This window comes from Bacillus sp. ABR (assembly GCF_056172715.1).
Window position 1 is genome coordinate 95,701 of sequence record NZ_JAOYSL010000005.1, and the last position, 17,692, is coordinate 113,392.

General features: G+C 42.4%; 15 protein-coding genes and 1 riboswitch. Of the genes, 8 read left to right on the forward strand and 7 right to left on the reverse strand.

The features are described 5' to 3' along the window. Positions 1–2 precede the first annotated feature (2 nt). Positions 3–788, reverse strand: coding sequence for an alpha/beta fold hydrolase (locus tag OIT90_RS15930; RefSeq protein WP_047201775.1), 786 nt, complete (start codon positions 786–788; stop codon positions 3–5). Between the two features lie 137 nt (positions 789–925). Here OIT90_RS15930 and OIT90_RS15935 point away from each other — a divergent pair, with 137 nt between their 5' ends. From OIT90_RS15935 to OIT90_RS15945, 3 genes are all read left to right on the forward strand, one after another. Beyond that, positions 926–1,738: a Cof-type HAD-IIB family hydrolase gene (locus OIT90_RS15935; RefSeq protein ID WP_024425068.1), complete on the forward strand. Its 813-nt coding sequence runs from the start codon at positions 926–928 to the stop codon at positions 1,736–1,738. An 88-nt stretch (positions 1,739–1,826) separates the two neighbouring features. Beyond that, positions 1,827–1,976 carry a hypothetical protein gene (locus OIT90_RS15940; protein ID WP_024425069.1) on the forward strand — a complete coding sequence of 50 codons (150 nt, stop codon included), beginning with the start codon at positions 1,827–1,829 and terminating at the stop codon, positions 1,974–1,976. After that, positions 1,973–2,164 carry a DUF3813 domain-containing protein gene (locus OIT90_RS15945; RefSeq protein WP_024425070.1) on the forward strand — a complete coding sequence of 64 codons (192 nt, stop codon included), beginning with the start codon at positions 1,973–1,975 and terminating at the stop codon, positions 2,162–2,164. The genes OIT90_RS15940 and OIT90_RS15945 overlap by 4 nt, the downstream gene beginning before the upstream one ends. Positions 2,165–2,214: 50 nt before the next feature. Here the strand turns inward: OIT90_RS15945 and OIT90_RS15950 are convergent, their stop codons facing one another. Then, a complete protein-coding gene (locus OIT90_RS15950) occupies positions 2,215–2,670 on the reverse strand; it encodes a BsuPI-related putative proteinase inhibitor (protein WP_039177744.1) in 456 nt (151 codons plus the stop codon). A gap of 15 nt (positions 2,671–2,685) precedes the next feature. Beyond that, positions 2,686–3,528 (reverse strand): YitT family protein, encoded by an 843-nt coding sequence (locus OIT90_RS15955; protein ID WP_039177740.1) that lies wholly within the window; start codon positions 3,526–3,528, stop codon positions 2,686–2,688. A gap of 139 nt (positions 3,529–3,667) precedes the next feature. Here OIT90_RS15955 and OIT90_RS15960 point away from each other — a divergent pair, with 139 nt between their 5' ends. Next, positions 3,668–4,519 (forward strand): DegV family protein, encoded by an 852-nt coding sequence (locus OIT90_RS15960; RefSeq protein WP_144491072.1) that lies wholly within the window; start codon positions 3,668–3,670, stop codon positions 4,517–4,519. A gap of 47 nt (positions 4,520–4,566) precedes the next feature. Here OIT90_RS15960 and OIT90_RS15965 read toward each other — a convergent pair whose 3' ends face one another. The 3 genes from OIT90_RS15965 to OIT90_RS15975 all read right to left on the reverse strand — a co-directional run bounded on the left by OIT90_RS15965 (position 4,567) and on the right by OIT90_RS15975 (position 8,377). Beyond that, positions 4,567–6,216 (reverse strand): methyl-accepting chemotaxis protein, encoded by a 1,650-nt coding sequence (locus OIT90_RS15965; protein WP_341083497.1) that lies wholly within the window; start codon positions 6,214–6,216, stop codon positions 4,567–4,569. Further along, complete coding sequence (locus OIT90_RS15970) at positions 6,213–7,190, reverse strand: BMP family lipoprotein (protein WP_474892727.1); 978 nt, start codon at positions 7,188–7,190, stop codon at positions 6,213–6,215. The genes OIT90_RS15965 and OIT90_RS15970 overlap by 4 nt, the downstream gene beginning before the upstream one ends. Positions 7,191–7,528: 338 nt before the next feature. Further along, on the reverse strand, positions 7,529–8,377 hold the full coding sequence (locus OIT90_RS15975) for a CvfB family protein (RefSeq protein WP_041089776.1): 849 nt from the start codon (positions 8,375–8,377) through the stop codon (positions 7,529–7,531). Positions 8,378–8,614: 237 nt separating this feature from the next. On the opposite strand from OIT90_RS15975, the gene OIT90_RS15980 reads away from it, so the two are divergent. The 4 genes from OIT90_RS15980 to OIT90_RS15995 all read left to right on the forward strand — a co-directional run bounded on the left by OIT90_RS15980 (position 8,615) and on the right by OIT90_RS15995 (position 15,629). Continuing rightward, positions 8,615–9,106, forward strand: a complete 492-nt coding sequence (locus tag OIT90_RS15980; RefSeq protein WP_012009527.1) for a YajQ family cyclic di-GMP-binding protein — start codon at positions 8,615–8,617, stop codon at positions 9,104–9,106. Positions 9,107–9,187: 81 nt separating this feature from the next. Continuing rightward, a riboswitch (SAM riboswitch) is annotated at positions 9,188–9,306 on the forward strand. 78 nt (positions 9,307–9,384) lie between these two features. Continuing rightward, positions 9,385–11,226: a bifunctional homocysteine S-methyltransferase/methylenetetrahydrofolate reductase gene (locus tag OIT90_RS15985; RefSeq protein WP_058838834.1), complete on the forward strand. Its 1,842-nt coding sequence runs from the start codon at positions 9,385–9,387 to the stop codon at positions 11,224–11,226. Then, positions 11,210–14,638 (forward strand): methionine synthase, encoded by a 3,429-nt coding sequence (gene metH, locus OIT90_RS15990; protein WP_474892728.1) that lies wholly within the window; start codon positions 11,210–11,212, stop codon positions 14,636–14,638. Before OIT90_RS15985 ends, metH begins: the two co-directional genes overlap by 17 nt. A gap of 133 nt (positions 14,639–14,771) precedes the next feature. Further along, positions 14,772–15,629: a GNAT family N-acetyltransferase gene (locus OIT90_RS15995; RefSeq protein ID WP_474892729.1), complete on the forward strand. Its 858-nt coding sequence runs from the start codon at positions 14,772–14,774 to the stop codon at positions 15,627–15,629. Between the two features lie 244 nt (positions 15,630–15,873). Here the strand turns inward: OIT90_RS15995 and OIT90_RS16000 are convergent, their stop codons facing one another. Next, positions 15,874–17,688, reverse strand: coding sequence for an IucA/IucC family protein (locus tag OIT90_RS16000; protein WP_260775766.1), 1,815 nt, complete (start codon positions 17,686–17,688; stop codon positions 15,874–15,876). Positions 17,689–17,692 lie beyond the last annotated feature (4 nt).

The window sequence follows — 17,692 nt, forward strand, 5'->3', positions numbered from 1 at the left end:
GACTAAACGTTTGTGCTTTTCAGATGAGTCACAAACCAGTCAATCGTTTCAAACATCGCTTGTCTTGAGACCTTATGGCCAGCTTGTCCATCAGTGATAAAGCGAATCAGGTGCGGATCCTGCTTATATTGTGTGGACGCTAACTCATCGTATAGGGATTTTGCGTGCCTGTACGGGACCACAGGATCATTTTCTGCATGCCAGAATAACAGCGGTCTTTTGTTTAATCGATCCGTTTGCAGCGTTAAATCATATGGGCGCAGGGCGTCTAATTGCAGATGAACCTCTTCGTCTGTAATGTCTTTCATCAACCCTTTGTGACGCATGTCCATGATCTGTGCTTTTAGAAACGTCGTATAGTTCGGACTCCCCATCAGGCTGACAGCGGCTTTGATCCAGTCATGTTTGGCAAGTGCACCAAAGGTGGTGATGCCGCCCATGGAAGTACCTGCAACGCCTATCAAATCGGCTTCAATCAATTGTTTTTCTTGAAAGTATGTTTTGAGTATATCGATTTCACGAATTTCGTTCAGGACAATTTCCCAGAACTTTGATGCCAGTTCCTCTAAGCTGAGGTTTTCTGATCTTACACCATGATAAGCACAGTCAGGCAAAATGACTCTCATGCCTTTTTCCGCCAGATGGAAGGCGAAGTGTAAATTATGCTCTCGTGCACTTGTAAATCCGTGAATAAAAAATACAAGCGGCAGCGGTTTGTCTTTATTTTCAGCTTTTACGATATGTAAAAATGGAATATCGCGCGTAATTTGCTCATCAATGGTGATCACAGCCTATGAATCCTCCTTTATCATTCCCGTCTTTGTTTATTTTAACATGTAGACAACAAAGATGTGATAAAGATACACTATAGAAAGAGGCGCTAACATGAATTGCCTCCTATCACTTACAGATCAAAGGAGATTTTATGGAGACTAAACCTTATCTAATCGCACTTGACCTGGATGGCACATTATTAAAAGATGATAAAACCATTTCTGCGCACACACTTGACGTCATTCAAAAAGTGAGAGACAGCGGGCATCACGTCTGTATATCAACAGGCCGGCCATTTCGATCCAGCTCTCCTTATTATCAGCAATTACAGCTTGATTCACCAATTGTGAATTTTAACGGAGCGTTTGTCCATCATCCTCTTGATGAGAAATGGGGCAGATTTCATACGTCACTTGATCTTCAAGTGGTCAAACAGCTTGTAGACATTAGTGAAGAGTATAAAGTGCACAATGTGTTAGCTGAAGTGTTAGACGATTTGTATTTCCATTATCATGATGAAAAACTCATTGATATCTTTAATATGAATGCAAACAAAGTCACTGTTGGGGACCTAAGGGACAACCTTGGAGAGAATGTGACGAGCGTGTTAATTCATGCAAAAGAAGAGGACGTCGGAGCTATTCGAAGCTATTTATCAGATGTTCATGCAGAAGTGATTGATCACAGACGCTGGGCTGCCCCGTGGCACGTGATTGAAATCATTAAAACAGGCATGAACAAAGCTGTTGGATTGCAAAAGATCAGTGATTATTACGGTGTTCCTAAGGAGCGGATTGTGGCATTCGGAGATGAAGACAACGATTTAGAAATGCTTGAATTTGCTGGATGCGGTGTGGCAATGGGCAACGGAATTGATGCCGTGAAACGTGTTTCAAATGAAGTCACTGATACGAATGAACAAGACGGGATTGCAAAGTTTCTAACGAATTACTTCTCGCTTTAATTTTTCCATTCATACATAGCAGATGGAAACGGGCATACTACCGTTAGACAGGTTGTCCTGTCAGCTTGTGTAAAGGGGCGGATTCCGAATGGGTAAAAGAAGCAAATCGAAACGCTTTATACAACAAGGTAAAGATTCAGTCAGTCTTCATGATGCACGTTTTCCTTACCGTTCGACACTTGAAGAAGCGTCAGACAGAGGAAATATGAAGACTGATGCTTCTGGAGGTTCATTGTGAGAAACGAACTTTTTGATCAAGCCAAATCATTTACTGAAGAAGCTCTTACTTCTTCATTTTCATCTGGGTTAGAGCGTCAACAGGCAGTCAAACGAGCGAAAAATGCCGTATCCTCTGCATTTGCCAATTCGACAGATGCAGAAAGAAACCAGCTGCATACCTTCCAAGACTTGCTTGATGATCTCTGACATAAAAAAGCTGTCCACATTTGATGGACAGCTTTTTCTAATTCCCTTGCTTATTTGACTTGGAATGTTTTCTTCTCCGTGATTTGTTTCAGCCCTTCTGCTTTTCCTTTAAACGTTACAACCGCTTCGTATGTTCCGGGCTTTACACCGTTTGACCACGTGTCTTGAAAATCATAGGCCTCGCCTTTTTTCAGCACAAAAGTTTGGATGGCCTGTGTGAACATACGGTCTTTCGAATAGCGATATTGTTCGTTCCCGTTTTCGTCATACACACTGAGCTCGAATTTTTGGCTTGTGTTAAAGGTAAATTCAATATCTCGATCTGATTCATTTTTCAGTGACATGTTAAATTGAACTGAAGAACCTTTCTGGACGGGGTCTACTGTGAGTACAACCGTTTTTTCTCCCATTTGACCGGAAACCTCCTTGTCTGGTTCATCCTTTTTTTGTTGTCCACAAGCGGCTAAAAACAATAGAATGAGAAGAAGTACCAACCCTTTTTTCATCTGCTACCCACCTTTTTAATCTCGTCTGAAAAATCCAAGAATATTGGTTGTCTGCACAATATTTGTAAAGGCTTTTGGATCGACTTCTTTAATAATTTGTTCAAGTTCATACAGCTCATACCTTGTAATGACGATCACCATCATTTCCTTTTGCTCGTTGGTGAATGCGCCTTTTGCAGGTACAGTCGTAATACCTCTGACCATTTTTCCGTAAATGGCTTCTTTGATTTCATCTGCTTTTTTCGTCACAATCATCGCGGTCAGCTTCTCATGTCTTGTATGGATGGCATCAATGACCCTTGTGGTCACATATAATGTGACAAGCGTATATAATGCTTTCTCCCAACCTTGTAATAATCCTGCTGTAAAAATGATGATTCCATTTAAAATGAAGAAATACGTGCCAACTGGTTTGTCTTTCCATTTTGCTAATACCATAGCAACGATGTCGAGTCCGCCTGTCGATGCCCCGTATTTGAGCGTGATCCCAATCCCTACGGCGGATATGACACCACCAAACACAGCATTTAATAAAATATCATGGGAAACACTCGTTTCTGGTAAAACGCCAAGGAAAATGGTTGTTAGTGCAACACTGATGATGCTGTACAAAGTAAAGGAACGGCCAACTTTCATCCAGCCTAAAATGCCGACTGGAATGTTTAAAATAAATAATAGAATCCCTGTTGATACATAAAATGGCGCATATTGATCGATTAAGCTGGATAGCAGCTGGGCCACCCCTGTAAAACCGCTCGCATATACGTCAGCTGGGATTAAGAATAAATTCAGTCCAATCGCATTGAGTAATGCACCAATTACGACGACAATGAGTTTTTTTGCTTCTCCAATGAACATGTTGTCATTCCTCCACTTACCATTCTCTCTATGGTTTTCCCTAAAATTTAGAATTTGAACACGAAAAGATGATTTCTATGATATAGTTAGGCTAAAAAGATGTAAAATATGGCTTATTTTTTAGAAAGAAGGGATTTATATGACTGTTCATATCATAGCAGACAGTGCTGCTGATCTGCCTCTTTCTTATTATGATGAACATAACATAACACTCATTCCGCTCCGCGTGTTGCTTGGCGAGCAGGAATTTGAGGATTTGATCACCATTGAACCAAAACAAGTATTTGATGCGATGAGACAAGGAGCCAGTCCAAAAACGTCACAGGCTTCACCAAACCGAATCAAGGAAGCCTTTGTCTCTGCCGCTCAAACCCATACATCTGCCATCTATGTCGCTTTTTCATCAGAGCTTTCAGGTACATATCAGACAGCTATGATGATGGCAAATGAAGTGAAGGAAGAATATCCTGATTTTGATTTACGAATCATTGATTCTAAATGCGCTTCACTCGGCTATGGGCTTGCTGTCAAACACGCTCAATCACTTGCCATTGACGGAAATACAATACAAGAAATTGAAACGTCTGTAAAGCATTTTTGTGAATCTTTACAACATATTTTTACTGTAGACGATTTAACGTATTTAGCAAGAGGCGGAAGGATCAGTAAAGCGTCCGCATTTGTTGGCGGTTTGTTAAGCATTAAACCCATTTTACATGTCGAAGATGGAAAACTCATCCCACTAGAAAAAATCCGCGGACGTAAAAAGCTGCTGAAACGTATTATTGAACTAATGAAAGAACGCGGAACGGATTGGCCTAATCAAACGGTTGGCATTAGTCATGGTGATGATCCTGCACTTGCAGAAGACATGAAACAACTGATTGAAGACGAATTTCATCCTAAAGAAATTGATGTTCATATCATCGGCGCCGCTGTGGGGTCCCATTCAGGACCTAGCACGCTTGCGATCTTTTTTACAGGCAAATGATCATAAAAAGCACCCTTCCCTGACACAACACGGGAAGGGTGCTTTTCTTATGAAAGTTTAAATCGCTGGACGGTTTCATTTAACCTTGCCGTCATACTCATCAATTCTTCGACTTGTTTGTTCATTTGATGGAACGATTGCAGCTGTTCATTGGCTGAGGCAGAAATTTCTTCGCTGCCAGCTGCTGTTTCTTCTACTACTGCACTAATATTTTCAATCGAGTGCAGTACTTGTCCGCCAAGTTCTGTTGATTGGATAATTTGGTCATTTAAGACCGCCATTTCTTGTTTAATATGCTGCGCTTTTGTTTCTATATCTTCAAAGGAGTGTGAGGTTTTGTCCATCGCATCCTGCTGCTGAAGTGAAAGCTTGACCCCTTCTTGAACCGTTTGACTAATGGATTGAATCCCTCTTTCAATATGACTGACCATGTCAAAAATTTGTCTTGTTGCATTAGACGATTCATCGGCAAGCTTGCGAATTTCATCTGCTACAACGGCAAAGCCTTTTCCAGCTTCGCCTGCCCTTGCCGCTTCAATGGCTGCGTTTAAGGAAAGTAAGTTTGTTTGGTCCGCAATGTCAGAAACCGTTTTGGCCATGGCCGAGATTCCGCTGGCGTATTGCGTGAATTCTCCTGCTGATTCTTCGATTTGTCTCGTGGCATGTGTATTTTTTTCAATCGCTGATTTTGTTTCTGTTAACGTGTGCTTTCCGCTTTCTACGGCTTCGATGGCATCCTCTGTACTGCGGATGACCGTTTGTGAGCGTTCGGAATTTTTACGTCCATGCTGATCCATTTTTTCAATCAAGCTGACGCCATGCTGGAGATCTTCTGAAATCGCTTGTGCCCCATTGGCCATTTCGTCTGTTGAGACAGATACTTGATTGGCAGATTCCATCATCTTTTTATTTTCATCATTCAGGTGGATCGAGAATGTCTCTACTCGGCTTGAGACATGGCTGATTTCTTTAATCAAACTAATCAACTGATCTGTCATTTGATTAAAGGATTCATTCAAGCCGCCGATTTCATCCTTACGCTGAATATCTGTCCGCTCCACAGCAAGATTCCCTTCTGCGATCTGCTTTGCTCTGTAGGAAAGTGATTTGATAGGTGTCACGATGGATCGCGTTAGTCCAATATTCAAAAAGACGGCAATGACAATCAGTGTGAGGGCTGAGACGAGTGCACTTGTAATAATCCATTGTACATTGTTTGCTGCATCCTCTAGATTTTGTTTATACGCTTCTTCTGCTCTTTTATTCATCGTATGCACATCGTTTAAAACGCCATCAATTCTTGCTGCCACACGTCTTGCATCCGAGGCGTTTTTTTCACCAATGGCATTGTTGGCTTCTTTGGTCCATGTGTCATATTTTGAATTTAACCTTGTTAATGCCTCTTTGTTCAAATTTCCTGCATGCTTGTTTAACGTTTGCAGCTGTTTTTTTGCTGTAGAAATATCGTTTTGAACGATCTCTAGCTGTTCATCTGAAAGTGTCATCGAATAATTGGTCATCGCTTGCTCGACACTTTCAAAGCTTGCCTTCGTTTTTTGTACGTTTAATAAGGTTTGGACATCTGCTTCATTTGATGATTGGATCTTTGTCATGCTGACAATGATAAACGCAATGACGCCAACTGCTAAAAGAAGTGAGATAAGTGAGTTGAGTAAAATTTTGACGCGTAAGCTCATGATGCGCCCCCCTCTTCTTTTAGAAGCGTCTGCTTCAGACCATTTAATTTTTTGGTCAGTGTCTCAGCATTTTTTAAGATCCGGATTTTTGCCATATCGATTCCATCATTGCTTAAGTCATAGACAACATGTCCGCTTTTAATTTGATTGTTCTTGACGACCTGTTCGCTGAATTGATAGACCACTTCATCGACTTTTTTTACCATAGATGAAATCACAGCTTTTTCTGCAGTATAGTACTGATCGCTGTCAACACCAATGGCATATTTGCCTTGAGATTGCGCTTCTTTTAATACACCAACACCTGAATAACCGGCTGCAGCATATAAAACGTCTGCTTTCTTTTTGATCATATCTTTGGCTATTTTACCGCCCTTGCCTGCATCACTAAATGTACCGGCATAGGTAGATAAGATTTTGATTTTTGGATTGACTGATTTGGCGCCTTTTTGAAACCCTTGTTCAAAACGATGAATGACGTCTGCATCAACACCGCCAACAAATCCAATGACATCGCTTTTCGTTGTCATCGCAGCAAGTGCACCTGCTAAATAGCTGCCTTCCTCTTCTTTAAACGTCACAGAGGTCACATTTTTCAGCTCAGATACGGCATCGATCAGAAGAAACTGCTTCTTCGGATATTTCTTTGCGACTTTTTCTAGGTCTTCTTGCATACTAAAACCTACACCGATAATGAGATCATTACCATCTTTTACGAGTTCTGTCAGCCCTTTTTCATATGTATCAGTTTCTGCAATTTCTCTATAATCAAATTCAATGCCAAGCTCATCACGTGCTTTTTCTAATCCTTTAAATGATGAATCGTTAAATGATTGATCACCAAGACCATCATCTGTGAGCATAACGCCAATATGCTTCGCAGTTGATTTTGGCGACCCCTCCTGGTGATTACTGCATGCGGCGAGCACCATAAGCATAGCTGCCATCAGAAGCAATGAAATCTTCACTTTCATCCAAAAACACACTCCTTTTATCATCCTTACTCCTTTTTTATCGGATTTGAGGGGCGTTGTTTCAATGATATAGTGAAGGTTTTCATGACTTTTTTCATAGAAAAAATCCATTATTTAAGACAAAAATAAAAAAGTGAGCAAATGCTCACTTTTAGATCATTGACAAAGGGCTAAAATGAACTTTATTTTAGAACTTTGTCTTCTTTTCAGCGTGACCTGAAAACCTTTGCAGCCCTAGGAAGGACGAGTACCGGAGCGAATTTGACATTCGTGAGCACCGGCACGCAGGACTGACACCGAATGCGAGGGTTTGTCTGCACGCTGAAGTGAGCAAATGCTCACTTTTTCTCGTATGTCCAGCCTTCTTTTTGATAAACGAGATCATTTTTCATCAGATGACCTAGTGCTCGTTTAAAGGCTGCTTTGCTCATTTGAAATCTTTCGCGGATATCCTCTGGATCACTTTTGTCTCCGTAAGGCATGGCGCCGTTTCTTGTTCTCATATAGGTTAAAATTTCTTCTGCATCGACAGATAATGCATCCTGTTTTCTAGGAAGCAGAGAAACGTTCACGGTTCCATCCTCTTTCACTGCAATAACGCGTCCTGTAACGGTCGATCCTAGTCTTGGCTCTTCCTTTCGTTCCGTGCGGTGAATAAACCCTCGCACGCCTGTATCTGTCAGCATAAAAGAACCTGTCGCAATTAAACGATAGATTGTTCCAGTGATTTCTTTGTTCATTAAGGTTTCTGGTGCCTCAGTAAACAATTCACTGATCACGTCTTCTGTGGCTGGTTTTGCGAACATTCTGCCGTAACTTGTGACTTTCAGCATACAGTAGAGTTTGTCTCCTTTTTTCGGCCATGCTTCCTCAAATGGCGGGAGGTGTTCTGTTGCTACAAGTGCATCCTTTGACAGTCCAACATCGACAAATGCGCCCATGTCTTCTACCACGTCTACAACTTCTACCCAGCCGTATGTATGTGCGTTAATTGTAGGGATTTTCATTGTGGCAGCGAGTCTTTCTTCATGATCTACATATAAATAGACCTCTACTTCATCTCGGTCATCAAGATCCTCTGTCATTTCACTGCGGTGCAGGAGGACCGAATCTTCACCATCTGTCAAAAAGTAGCCGTATTCCATTTCGTTCTCTATTTGCAAGGTCAGTTGCTCACCTGGTCTCATGTTCTCTTCCTTCCTATCTGCCCATAAAAGAGCGTTCGTTCATCTTTAGATTCACTTTATTCTACTATACTTCTCCCCGCATGAACATCTCTAGTTCTGTTAGCTAAAGTGGACAAACTGGTCACGATTTATACCGCAGCCGGCTGAACTCTTTGCCTCATCTCTTCGATAAAGTTTCTTCTTCGCCTATTGGCATGATAAAATAGACGCAATATCAATACTTGGAGGTCATGTGTGATGGCAAAAGAAAGCTCATTTGACATTGTATCGAAAGTCGAACTGCCTGAGGTGCAAAACGCTGTTCAAGCAGCGCTGAAAGAAATTAAAAACCGTTATGATTTTAAAGGAAGTAAAAGTGATATTTCTCTCGAAAAAGAAGAACTTGTTCTCATTTCTGATGATGACTTCAAGCTTGAGCAGCTAAAAGATGTACTTGTGACAAAGCTGATCAAACGAAATGTGCCAACTAAAAACATCGATTACGGAAAAACCGAGCATGCTCTTGGCGGTACAGTACGCCAGCGTGCGAAGCTGATCAGCGGGATTGATCAAGACAACGCTAAAAAGATCAACGCACTCATCAAGCAGTCTGGCATCAAAGTGAAATCACAATTTCAGGATGACCAAGTGCGTGTGACAGGGAAAAATAAAGATGATTTACAAGAGGTGATTTCTCTTATGCGTAAGGCTGATTTGCCGATTGATGTCCAATTTATAAATTTTCGATAAATTTCAAATTTTCCATTGATTATTTCTGCATTTTTCGTTACAGTTGATGGAAGTTCAATTCATTGACATGTTCATATTGCTTTCTTATCAAGAGAGGCAGAGGGACTGGCCCTGTGAAGCCTCAGCAACCGGTGTAGTAGAAATCTATTTTCTATGACCAAGGTGCTAAATCCAGCAAGCAACTGCTTGGAAGATAAGGAGAAGAATTACGATACAGCCAAAAAGTCTTCTTCTTATCAGAAGGCTTTTTTTGTTACATAGAAATAAGGAGGAATACAATGGGCCTATTACAAGACTTACAAAATCGCGTACTGATAGCTGACGGAGCGATGGGAACACTTTTATACTCTTACGGCATTGACCGCTGTTTTGAAGAATTAAATTTATCGAAAGAGGATGAAGTGAAACGCGTGCACGAAGCTTATGTGCAGGCAGGCGCTGACATCATCCAAACGAACACATACGGTGCGAATTATATTAAACTATCCCGCTACGGCTTAGAGGAAGAAACGAAACGAATCAATACAAAAGCGGTACAAATTGCAAAAGCAGCCGCTGGCTCTGCCTATGTACTCGGAACAATTGGCGGCATTCGAACGTTTAACAAAAATGCCTACTCTATAGAAGAAATCAAACGAAGCTTTAGAGAGCAGCTGTATATCCTATTAAATGAAGAGCCTGACGGATTATTGCTTGAAACGTATTATGACATAGAAGAAGCAAAGGCTGTTCTCCAAATTGCTCGCAAAGAAACGACTCTCCCGATTGTCATGAACGTATCTATGCATGAACAAGGCGTTTTGCAAGATGGTACCCCGCTGAAGGATGGTTTATCTGAGTTATCATCTCTTGGTGCAGATGTCGTCGGCATCAACTGCAGGCTGGGCCCTTATCACATGATTCAGGCACTCGAAGGCGTTCCACTTTTAGAAAATTCGCATTTATCTGTCTATCCTAACAGTAGTCTCCCCTCTCTTGAAGAAGGCAGACTCGTCTATGATACTGATAACGATTATTTCCGAAAAAGTGCACTTGAATTTAGAAATCAGGGCGCACGCATTATCGGAGGCTGCTGTGGAACAACACCTCAGCATATTAGCGCAATGGCTGAAGCGGTCAAAGATTTAGCACCGATCACTGAAAAAGAAGTGAAGGTGTTAAAAGAAGAAATCATTTCCATCCAAGATCAGCGCACTGAACCAGGTCTTGATGAGCTGGCTGTGAAAAAACGATCGATTATCGTAGAGCTCGATCCACCGAAGAAGCTGAACTTCGAAAAATTTCTCGTTGCTGCAAATGAATTAAAGAATGCTGGCATTGATGCGTTAACGTTAGCCGATAATTCTCTTGCAACTCCGCGTATTAGCAATGTCGCTTGCGGCGCATTATTAAAGCAGCAGCTTGATATGCGTTCTCTTGTTCATATCACATGCCGCGACCGTAATTTGATTGGGCTACAATCCCATTTAATGGGGCTCGACACTCTTGGATTAACCGATATTTTAGCGATCACAGGCGATCCATCTAAAATTGGAGACTTCCCAGGTGCAACATCTGTGTATGATTTAACCTCCTTTGATTTGATTCGTCTCATCAAGCAATTTAATGAAGGCCTTTCTTTCTCAGGAAAGCCTCTTGGCAAAAAGACCAATTTTTCAGTGGCTGGCGCGTTTAACCCAAATGTGCGTCATATAGATAAAGCGGTCAAACGTCTTGAGAAAAAAATCGAATACGGCGCTGATTATTTTATTTCACAGCCTGTTTATTCTGAAGAACAGCTTGTGAAAATTCATGAGGAAAGCCGCCACTTGGATAAACCTATTTACATCGGCATTATGCCGTTAACAAGCAGCCGAAATGCAGAGTTTATTCATCACGAAATTCCCGGCATCAAATTATCTGATTCTATTCGTGACATTATGGCTAAGGCTGGCGAGGATAAAGAAAAGCAGCGAGCAGAAGGTTTAGCGATTGCCCGCTCTTTATTAGATACAGCCTGCGAATTGTTTAATGGCATTTATTTAATTACTCCTTTCCTTCGATCAGATTTAACAGCAGAACTGACCACCTACATCCATCAGAAAGAAAAGGAGTCTAACATCCATGTCAACTATCACTGAACAGCTCAAAAAACGCATCCTCGTCCTTGATGGTGCAATGGGCACAATGATTCAAAACGCCAACCTGACAGCAGAGGACTTTGGCGGAGAAGAGTATGAGGGCTGTAACGAGTATTTGAATGTGACAGCCCCTCACATCATCCGTGCGATCCATAGGGAATACCTCGAAGCAAGTGCCGATCTCATTGAAACAAATACGTTCGGCGCGACAAAGCTCGTCCTTGATGAATATGGGCTTGGCCACCTTGCCTATGAACTCAATGTTCGAGCTGCACAGCTGGCAAAGGCTGAAGCAGACCGTTTCTCCACACCGGATAAGCCACGTTTTGTTGTAGGCGCAATGGGCCCAACAACGAAAACATTATCTGTAACAGGCGGCACAACCTTCAGTGAGCTCGTCAGAAACTATGAAGAACAAGCCCGCGCTCTAATTGACGGAAAGTGTGATGCCCTTCTTTTAGAAACAAGCCAAGACATGCTGAATGTAAAAGCTGGATTCAAAGGGATTCAGGAAGCCTTTCAGCAGATGGGCATTCAATTACCACTCATGGTATCAGGAACGATTGAACCAATGGGCACCACCCTTGCTGGTCAGGATATCGAAGCCTTTTATATCTCTCTTGAGCATATGAAACCCATCAGTGTGGGCCTGAACTGTGCGACTGGTCCAGAATTTATGACAGACCACATCCGCACGCTCTCCTCCATCGCAAAGTCAGCGGTGAGCTGCTATCCGAATGCTGGTCTCCCAGATGAAGAAGGCCAATATCATGAATCCCCTGCTTCTCTTGCTAAAAAAATCGCCGCCTTTGCTAAGGAAGGCTGGTTAAATATTGTCGGCGGCTGTTGCGGAACGACACCTGCACATATTCAAGCATTGTCAGATGAAGTACGCACGATTCAGCCGCGTCATATCACTCGCGAATCACCGCAGCATACCGTATCAGGAATTGAGCCCCTTATTTATGAGGATTCAATGCGTCCTCTTTTTGTAGGCGAACGGACCAATGTCATTGGTTCTCGCAAATTCAAACGGCTCATTGCGGAACAAAAGTTTGAAGAAGCAGCAGAAATTGCTCGTGCTCAAGTGAAAAATGGCGCTCACGTCGTTGATGTGTGTCTCGCCGATCCAGACCGTGATGAGGCAGCAGACATGGAAGGCTTTTTACAAGAAGCCATGAAAAAGGTGAAAGCCCCTTTTGTCATTGATTCAACGGATAAACACGTGATCGAAAAGGCACTCACCTATTCTCAAGGGAAAGCCATCATCAATTCTATTAATCTTGAGGATGGCGTGGAACGTTTTGAAGAGATTCTTCCTCTTGTGAAGCTATATGGCGGTGCACTTGTTGTTGGCACAATTGATGAAATAGGAATGGCTGTGACAGCAGAACGAAAGCTTGAAATTGCTATACGTTCGCATGATTTGTTAACGAAGGAATATGGAATTCCTGCAAGTGACATCATTTTTGATCCGCTTGTCTTTCCCGTAGGCACTGGAGACGAGCAATATATTGGCGCCGCTGAAGAAACGATCAAAGGCATTAAAATGATCAAGGAAACCCTGCCTGAGTGCCTCACCATTTTAGGCATCAGCAACGTATCTTTCGGACTTCCGCCTGTAGGCAGAGAAATCTTAAATGCCGTCTATTTATATCATTGCGTGCAAGCAGGGCTTGATTATGCCATTGTGAATACAGAAAAGCTTGAACGCTTCGCTTCCATTCCAAAGGAAGAAATCAAACTAGCTGAAACCTTACTTTATGAAACAAATGACCAAACACTGGCTGAATTCACCCAATTTTACCGCGGCAAAAAGAAAACGGAGAAAAAACCAAAGGTCTCCTTATCACTTGATGAAAGGCTGGCGCTCTACGTCGTCGAAGGAACGAAAGAAGGTCTCATCGATGATCTATCCCTTGCTTTGGAGCAATATGAATCGCCGCTTCATATTATCAATGGTCCGTTAATGCAGGGAATGGCTGAGGTTGGTCGTCTTTTTAATCAAAACGAACTGATTGTCGCCGAGGTGCTTCAATCGGCAGAGGTCATGAAAGCATCTGTTTCGTTCCTTGAGCAATATATGGAAAAGCAGCATGCGAGCGGGAAAGGAAAGATTCTTCTTGCGACCGTAAAAGGAGATGTCCATGATATCGGGAAAAACCTTGTGGACATCATTTTGAGCAATAACGGCTTTCAAGTAGTCGACCTCGGCATCAAGGTGACACCTCAAACATTGATTGAAGCTGTGCAAAAGGAAAAACCAGATATGATCGGATTATCAGGCTTACTTGTAAAGTCCGCACAGCAAATGGTATTAACCGCTCAGGATTTACAAAAGGCCAATATTTCTGTTCCTATTTTGGTCGGCGGTGCTGCCCTTTCTCGCAAATTTACGAAAATGAAAATTTCGCCTCATTATGATGGACCTGTTCTTTATGCAAAAGATGCCATGGACGGTCTGTCATTAGCTAATGAGTTAAAAGCGAATCCACTGCAATTTCAAACAAAGCCCGAAGAGGAGCCAGTGGCACCTTTCAAGGAGAAAGAAGGAAAGCAGCCGAAAGCTGTCATTGAATTACTAGAAAAACGCGCAGCCCTTCCTCAGGCACCGGTATTTACGCCAGAAGATACCGCACGCCATTATGTGAGGGACATCGATTTGCATCATATTATGCCTTATGTGAATGAACAAATGCTCATTGGTCATCATCTCGGCTTAAAGGGAAAGGTCAAAACCTTATTAGCTGAACAGCATCCAAAAGCATTGGAATTAAAACAGCTTGTCACAGATCTTCTAAACGAAGGCAGAGAGAAAAACTGGTTTGCGCCAGCATTTGTGTATCAATTCTTCCCTGCCGGTTCAGACGGAAATGATTTGCATATTTATGATCCCGAAAAGCCTGACCGCATCATCGAAACGTTCCAATTTCCAAGGCAGGAGAAGCTCCCGTACCGCTCCATTTCTGATTATGTACGGAAAAATGATGAAAACGAGAAAGATTATATTGCCTTATTCGCCGTCACAGCCGGCGCGCGTATACGTGAAGTCGCGCAGCAATTTAAGCAAGAAGGAGATTATTTAAAAATGCATGCTGTCCAAGCTCTGGCACTTGAGCTTGCAGAAGGATTAGCTGAAAGAACCCACCAATTGATTCGTGACAAATGGGGCTTCCCTGACCCAGTCGATTTTACAATGGAAAAACGATTCCAGGCGAAATATCAAGGGCAGCGCTATTCCTTTGGTTATCCAGCGTGTCCAAATCTTGAGGACCAAGAAAAGTTGTTCAAGCTGCTTCAGCCTGAAAAATTCGGCATCCATCTGACAGAAGGATTCATGATGGAACCTGAAGCATCTGTTTCAGCGATCGTCGTCTCCCACCCTGAAGCTCGATATTTTAATGTTCATTAAGATTAGAACCTCCGTGATTGGGGGTTCTTTTTTGATACACGCTGAATGAAAAGGATCTCCCTTTTCCTTTTTCTTATGCTTTCTTATGGTACGATACATATAGATGAAATCAGCTAAGAAGGAGTTGCGTGTATTGGAAAACGTTGTACAACGAACATTAACACTCGATGACATACCCGATCTTATCGCATTGTCAAAAGAGGTCGACTGGCCTGATTACAATGCGGATGAGCTTACATCTCTTTTAACAAACGGATATTTTACTGGTTTTTCAACAGCAGATGGACAAATCATCTCATGTGCGGGACTTTTCCAATATGATAAAGTAGCATCAATTGGTGCCGTTATTGTTTCTGAGACGCATCGAGGCTTAGGCCTTGCGCGGAAAATGATTGACACCCTGCTTCGCCGGAGCGATCAAAGTGTTCCTGTCGTTTTAACTGCTACTGTACAAGGACAGCCCGTTTACGAAAAAATCGGATTTCAAACGGCCGGCTACATTCATACATACAAAGCACAGAAAACAAATCCTACTGCGCTTCAGGTGTCAGATAAGATTCATCTGTCTCCCGCTGATGAAACTCATCTCCCGTCTATTGAAGCACTTGACGAAAAAGGTGCAGGCACCAATCGATCTAGCTTTATAAGAAAGCGAATGGATCGAGCATCGTTCCGGCTGATCGCACAGAATGAACATCATGAAACAACTGGCTTTGCATTTGGCATCGAAACCCCTGCTAATCTCATGATTGGACCGCTTACAGCAAACGATGAACAAACCGCTCTCTCGCTCATCCAATCACTCATCTCGTCTTATTCAGGGGCAATTCGTTTAGATATGCAGCAAGAAACAGCTGAACGCCTGCATGAAACACTTGTTGAAGCAGGATTTACAAAAACAAACGTAGCTCATTTTATGATGATTCGCGGAAAAGAAAAACTAAATGATCCCGCCCTTTTCTATTTCCTTGCCTCTCAAGCATTTTCTTAAAAAACAAACAAGCTGTAGACACTTGATGTCTACAGCTTCAGATTGTTGACAAAGGGCTAAAATGATCTTTATTTTAGCCCTTTGTCTTCTTTTCAGCGTGATAGAAAACCTTTGCAGTATAGGAAGGACGAGTACCGGCGCGGAGCGAATGTGACATTCGTGAGCACCGGCACGCAGACCTGACACCGAATGCGAGGGTTTGTCTACATGCTGAGCTGTACACTTGATGTCTACAGCTTTTTTATTACTTCTCTCCAACTGACGAAAGAACATGAGCGAGTGCATTTGTGACCTTCCCATGCTCTGATGCATGCGGGCGGTCATCTCCATCTCCATAGCCATAATCAATCATTCGATTACGATTTAAGCAAAGCTTTGTCAGCTTCGGCTGGAATAGATCAAATAATTCAAAACGGTCTTTTAGCTGTGGGAATTGATTTTGATACTGCTGAATTTCATCAGCAAGCAAACGCCAAAGAGTCGTTTCATCTAACAGATCGTGATTGTCTAATACGTTGGATACATAGCGCAGATTGCAAATAAATAATCCTGTAAAGATAAATTGTACTAGACCTTCTGGCGGCTCACTGCGCAGCACTTCTTTTAAATCTTCTTCTAGTGAAGCTAATTCAGGCAGCGGCTGGTCACTTATATTCACATCATCAACGAAATCTTTGATCGCTAAACGATGCGGCTGATGATTTTTTAACACAAGAATCGTATTTTGACCATGCGGTGAAAAGACTGTGCCGTATTGATACATAAAGTGCAAAAGCGGAGGCATCACGACATGGAAAAACTTCGCCATCCATTCTTTTGCGGAGAGACCTGATTTTTCAATCAGCTGCTTGATATACGGCTCTCCTTCATGATCCTCATATGTGAGTGCCGCAAGTGTAACAGGGCTTTCCCCTTCTTCTAAGTACGTATAAATGCTTTCTCTAAAAATGACACCGAGCATCTCGAGATATTGATACGGCGCACCAGGCAGTTTGCTGTAGTATGGATGATCGACATTGATACTTGCATTCTCACCTGGTAAAATGACGCGGCACACATCAGATAAAAATGAGTCTTGATCCGCAATCCCTTTAATATGTGCTGTAATGCGCGGGGCAATGACCGTACGTTCTGATGGGAGTCCACGGTACACAAGTGTATTTAAAATACTCATTGGCAGTTTAATATGATGCTTGCCTTTATTTGAGATATTTGTAAAGGTTCTGATCGACTGCTGCGGGATATATTGATCCAGCCCCTCTCCTAAATACACAATCCGGCGCAAGGCCAAATCTTCCGGAAAATGCTGAATAATCATATGCGTCCACTGCCACTGATGGACAGGCATCATATAATAGTCAGCTGCATTCAGTCCTTCATCCTTTAACACACGTTGAAATTGACGAATCGTGACTTCATCTAATTCTTTGGCGATCACCTGCTCATAGTTTTCATGATCGACTGCATGGAATGTCGCAAGCTCCCTGTGAACAGCAATCCAAGACAGCTGCACACATTCTTGACGTTCTGGTGCATAGGCTAAGTAATCATCGTAGCTGAATCCTATACGCCCTTTGTTATACACAATCCAAGGATGGCCTGTCATTTCTCCTTCAATCCATGCATAATCCGTATCTGTCAGCTCATCCGCACGAAGCGCTTTTTTCGACAGCAAATGGACATCGGCTAACAAAGTATGGTGAAGCTCTTTGATAAGATGGCCTGTTGTGTCAGAGGACATTGGAATGATCGGCTGAATGTCTAGTAAAAACACAATGGCACTGACATCCTTTGACCACTTTCCATCCTGGCAGCACTCAATTGATTCAGCGATTGTATCAAAACTATCAAACAACCGAGGTTTTGCCAGATAACGATATTTCTTATGTTCATGAATGATTAATTCATACTGGGCAATGCCATCCTTACGATCCAGCTCGACAGGATGAAGCATGTCCTCATACATGTATTCGGACAGCATTTTTGCCACCATTCTCTGGTTTGCCTTTTTCCAAGCAGCAGGATTCACCGCTTTTTTCAATTCATCTTGTACACTCATCGCT

Coding starts and splice junctions, on each gene's coding strand:
- OIT90_RS15940 (WP_024425069.1), top strand. CDS start 1,827: ATGGGTAAAAGAAGCAAATCGAAACGCTTTATACAACAAGGTAAAGAT.
- OIT90_RS16000 (WP_260775766.1), bottom strand. CDS start 17,688: ATGAGTGTACAAGATGAATTGAAAAAAGCGGTGAATCCTGCTGCTTGG.
- metH (WP_474892728.1), top strand. CDS start 11,210: ATGTCAACTATCACTGAACAGCTCAAAAAACGCATCCTCGTCCTTGAT.
- OIT90_RS15955 (WP_039177740.1), bottom strand. CDS start 3,528: ATGTTCATTGGAGAAGCAAAAAAACTCATTGTCGTCGTAATTGGTGCA.
- OIT90_RS15980 (WP_012009527.1), top strand. CDS start 8,615: ATGGCAAAAGAAAGCTCATTTGACATTGTATCGAAAGTCGAACTGCCT.
- OIT90_RS15935 (WP_024425068.1), top strand. CDS start 926: ATGGAGACTAAACCTTATCTAATCGCACTTGACCTGGATGGCACATTA.
- OIT90_RS15985 (WP_058838834.1), top strand. CDS start 9,385: ATGGGCCTATTACAAGACTTACAAAATCGCGTACTGATAGCTGACGGA.
- OIT90_RS15970 (WP_474892727.1), bottom strand. CDS start 7,190: ATGAAAGTGAAGATTTCATTGCTTCTGATGGCAGCTATGCTTATGGTG.
- OIT90_RS15965 (WP_341083497.1), bottom strand. CDS start 6,216: ATGAGCTTACGCGTCAAAATTTTACTCAACTCACTTATCTCACTTCTT.
- OIT90_RS15975 (WP_041089776.1), bottom strand. CDS start 8,377: ATGAGACCAGGTGAGCAACTGACCTTGCAAATAGAGAACGAAATGGAA.
- OIT90_RS15960 (WP_144491072.1), top strand. CDS start 3,668: ATGACTGTTCATATCATAGCAGACAGTGCTGCTGATCTGCCTCTTTCT.
- OIT90_RS15950 (WP_039177744.1), bottom strand. CDS start 2,670: ATGAAAAAAGGGTTGGTACTTCTTCTCATTCTATTGTTTTTAGCCGCT.